3 protein-coding genes are annotated in these 3,833 nt (G+C 79.1%); all 3 read right to left on the minus strand.

The genetic code is table 11. The features are described from left to right. Window positions 1-51: 51 nt before the first annotated feature. Genes ABZ951_RS33570 through ABZ951_RS33580 form a run of 3 tightly spaced genes read right to left on the minus strand, consistent with a single transcriptional unit; the run spans window position 52 to window position 3,322 of the window. A complete protein-coding gene (locus tag ABZ951_RS33570; protein WP_361281742.1) occupies window positions 52-1,218 on the minus strand; it encodes a flavodoxin family protein in 1,167 nt (388 codons plus the stop codon). After that, on the minus strand, window positions 1,215-2,294 hold the full coding sequence (gene ribD / locus ABZ951_RS33575) for a bifunctional diaminohydroxyphosphoribosylaminopyrimidine deaminase/5-amino-6-(5-phosphoribosylamino)uracil reductase RibD (protein WP_344097277.1): 1,080 nt from the start codon (window positions 2,292-2,294) through the stop codon (window positions 1,215-1,217). The genes ABZ951_RS33570 and ribD overlap by 4 nt, the downstream gene beginning before the upstream one ends. Before the next feature lie 35 nt (window positions 2,295-2,329). Then, window positions 2,330-3,322: an SUMF1/EgtB/PvdO family nonheme iron enzyme gene (locus ABZ951_RS33580; RefSeq protein WP_344097275.1), complete on the minus strand. Its 993-nt coding sequence runs from the start codon at window positions 3,320-3,322 to the stop codon at window positions 2,330-2,332. Between the last annotated feature and the right edge of the window lie 511 nt (window positions 3,323-3,833).

Below are 3,833 nucleotides of genomic sequence, written 5' to 3' on the forward strand. Positions count from 1 at the left end.
GCGGGTCGTGGGGGGGCGGGCCCGGGCCCGCCCCGCCGTGCGGCCTTGGTGTCAGCCGCGCGGCCCGCCCGGCACCGTTCTGCGGCGCAGCCGGTCACCGGCCAGCGCCATCCGCCGCCCCTGCTGCCGCGCGGCGGCCAGGGCGTCCGCCGTGGGCAGGGCGCCCGCCGGGGACACCGGCGGACCGGCCCCGCCCGACGGCACCACCAGCGCCCCTGAGTGCTGGAGCACCTGATGGAGCGTGAGCAGCGCCGGCTCGCCCCCGGAGTGCGACCGGGCCGCGTTCACGAAACCGCCGGCCGGCTTCCCGGCCAGCGGCCCCGGGCCGGCCGCCGGTTCCAGCGCCTGGAGGAAACCCAGCAGCGGCGCGGCCACGGCCCCGGACCGCACGGGGGCGCCGAACACCACCGCGTCCGCCCACGCCACGTCCTGCGGAGTGACGGGAGCGGCCGGCGGGGCGCCGCCGGTCCGGCCAGGCAGGCCCGACTCCGCCGGGACGCCCGGGCCGGCGAGCCGGCGCAGCCGCACCCGGGCGCCGAGCTCACGGGCCCCGGCCGCGCACTCCTGCGCCAGCAGCCGGATCGGTTCGTCCTCGGCGCAGTGCACCACCGTGACCCGGCTGTGGCCGAGTCCGGCGGGGGCGGCCCCGGCGTCCGTCCGGGCCCGGGCGGACGCGTCGGCCAGCCGGCGGCCCAGCGTCCAGGCCGCCGTGAGCTCGGGTTCGCCGGCCCGCCCGTCGGGCCCCGAAGTGAAGGACAGCCCGTACGGGTTGGCACCCACGCCCTGGAACAGCGGGTCACCGGGCTCCGTGCCGAGCGCCCAGCACCCCCACCGGTAGGCGGTCTGATAGAGCGTCAGCAAGGTGGCCTCGCGGCCGCCCTCCCGGCTGGTGGCGCAGGTCATCCCCGTCACCACCCGGTCGGCCAGCGGCGCCTCCTCCCACAGGGCCGAGGCGGACTCCAGGAACCGCTTGAACGGTGAGGAGACGTTCCCGAAGTACGTGGGCGTGGCGAGCACCAGCCCGTCCGCCCACAGCACGTCGTCGGGCGAGGCCACCGCCTCGGGCCAGGACCGCGCCGCCTCGGGTGCCGCCTCGTCGGCGACGCGCCGCAGCCGCACCCGGGCCCCGAAGGACGCGGCGCCCTCGGCCGCCGCCTCGGCCAGGGCCCGCATGGCCCCGCCGCGGCTGTGGTAGACGACCGTGACCCGCGGGCTCACCGCTCCTCCCGCGCGCCGGGCAGGGGACGGCCGCGCAGCACCATCCGCACGTCGTCACCCAGCCGCCGCACCTCGTCCAGGTGCAGCCGCAGCCCCTCGGTGAGGGTGCCGGCCCCGAAGCCGTCGAGGACCGCGCGCCCGCCGGAGCCGAGCAGCATGGGCGCCACGTAGGCCACCACCCGGTCGAGCAGGCCCCGGCCGGCGAAGTCCGCGGCCAGGCGGGCACCGCCCTCCAGCAGCACCGAGCGCAGCCCGCGCCCGTAGAGCTCGTCCAGCAGCACGGCGGGGTCCAGCCGGCCCCCGGTCTCCGGCAGGACCAGCACCTCGTGGCCGCCCGGCAGTTGCGGCTTCGGCGCGCTGTCCCCGACGGCGACGAGGGTCGGGGCGGTGTCGTCGAGCACGCGCGCGCCGGGCGGGATGCTCCCGGTGCGGTCCAGCACCACGCGCAGCGGCGGCTCGCCCGGCACGCCGTGCCGCAGCCCCAGGTGCGGGTCGTCGGCGCGCAGGGTCCCGGATCCGACGAGCACCGCGTCGTGCGACGCGCGCAGCCGGTGCGCGTCCTCGCGGGCGGCCGGGCCGGTGATCCAGCGGGAGGTGCCGTCGGGCGCCGCCGAACGGCCGTCGAGCGTGCCGCCGAACTTCCAGGTCACGCACGGCCGGCCGCGGCGGATCGCGGTGAGCCACAGCTCGTTGACGCGCTCCGCCTCCTCGCGCAGCACGTCACCGACGACCTCCACGCCGGCGGCCCGCAGCCGCTCCGCGCCGCCCGCGGCACCGGGGTTGGGGTCCGGCACCGCGTAGAGGACCCGGGCGACGCCCGCGCGCAGCAGTGCGTCCGCGCAGGGGCCGGTGCGGCCCGTGTGGGCGCACGGCTCCAGGGTGACCACGGCGGTGGCGCCCCGCGCCCGGTCTCCGGCGGCCGCCAGGGCCTCGGGTTCGGCGTGCGGGTGGCCCGCTCCCTTGTGGAAGCCCTCCCCGACGACGGTGCCGTCCGGGGCGAGCACGACGCACCCGACGACCGGGTTGGGGCTGGTGCGGCCCAGGCGGGTGCCGGCCAGTTCCACGGCCCGGCGCATGGCCTCCCGCTCCGCGGGAGAGACGGCGGAGGTCGTCACGGCGTCTCCGCGAGGCGGAAGCCCATGGCGTAGATCTCCCGCTCGTACCAGCCGTGCCGGCGGGCGCAGCGGGCGAGGTCGCCGAAGCGGGTGAAGCTGCCGCCCCGGGCGACGCGGTAGGTCCCGCGGGTCACGGCGAGGTCGTCGGCGACGGACTCGCCGCCGGGGTAGGGGGCGTAGTCGTCGGCCACGTACTCCTCGACGTTGCCCGCCAGGTCGTGCACGCCGAACGGCGAGCGGCCCGCGGGGTGGACGCCGATCGGCGTGGTGGTCAGCGGGCCCTCCTCGACGGTGTTGGCGTTGCCGGGGACGAACGCGTCGCCCCAGGGGAACTCGCGGCCGTCACCGCCGGAGGCCGCGTACTCCCACTCGGCCTCGGTGGGCAGCCGGAAGGCGCGCCCGGTGCGCGCGGCGAGCCAGGCGGCGTAGGCGTCGGCGGCCTCGGCCGGCACGGTCCACACCGGGTGGTTGGCGAGCAGCTCCGGGTAGACGCCGAACCGCCAGCTCGTCGGCAGCCAGGTGCTGCCCGTGTCCTCCAGGAAGAGCCGGTACTCGGCGTTGGTCACCGGGTGCAGGGCGATCCGGAACGCGGGGAGGTCCACCTCGTAGCGGGGGCACTCCTTGGCGATCCACTCCTCCTCGACGCCCGCGTGGCGCCAGCGCGCGGTGACCGGGCCGGCCTCGGCCGGGTCGAGGCCCAGGCGGGCACGGGCCGCCGGGATGTCGGCCATCGGCGGGTCCTCGGGCCGGACGCGCGGGTCGCCCACCAGGCCCAGGACCGTACCGGCGGCGTAGCGGCGGGCGAACGGCTCGGCGGGGTCCTCCGCGAGGGCGACCAGCGCGGCCGGCTCGGCCCCGAGCAGGTCCCGGTGGGCGGCCAGGGCCTCCTGGGGCGCCCGGGCCACGAAGGTGTCGGGCAGGCCCATGGCCGCCCGGTCGGAAAGGGTGTTGGGGTTGGCGAGGACGACCGGCCGTGTACTGGTGGTCATGACTGTCTCCCGTGGACGGTCGGAACGGGGGCGCCGGCCGGCCGCCGAGCGGTACCGCTCCGGCCGGGGCCCGGTAGCCCGTGTCGTTGAGGTGGATGGGGACGCCGTGCCGGGCTCCGCCCGTACGCGCCGGGCCGGCGCCGGGGGAGGAGCGCGGCGGGACGGCGGGCTCGGCGCGGTGCGGCCCGGGCGCGGAGTGAGGGTGCCCGGCACGGCGCGGGTGCCCTGCGCGGCCGGCCGCGCGGCCGCGGCCCGTGGGCCGTCACGCGCCTGCCGGGTCCGGGCCGGAGGCCGTTGCCGCCCGCGCGGAGCACGGCGGTGCGGGCCACGGCCGGCCGGCGCCGTCGCGCGCACGGCTGTCGTCCGTGCGGCGGCCCGCACAGACGTCCATGGGCACCGTGGCCTGCGCCGGGCGCGGGTGCCGGGGGAGGCGGGCTGGTCGGGCCACCCGCACCACAGGGGGGCAAGGCTCGACACCACAGCCTGTTCCCGCTCCCTTTTGACCCCGTAC

It is taken from the genome of Streptomyces sp. NPDC046215 (assembly GCF_040646215.1).
GTDB lineage: Bacteria > Actinomycetota > Actinomycetes > Streptomycetales > Streptomycetaceae > Streptomyces > Streptomyces stramineus.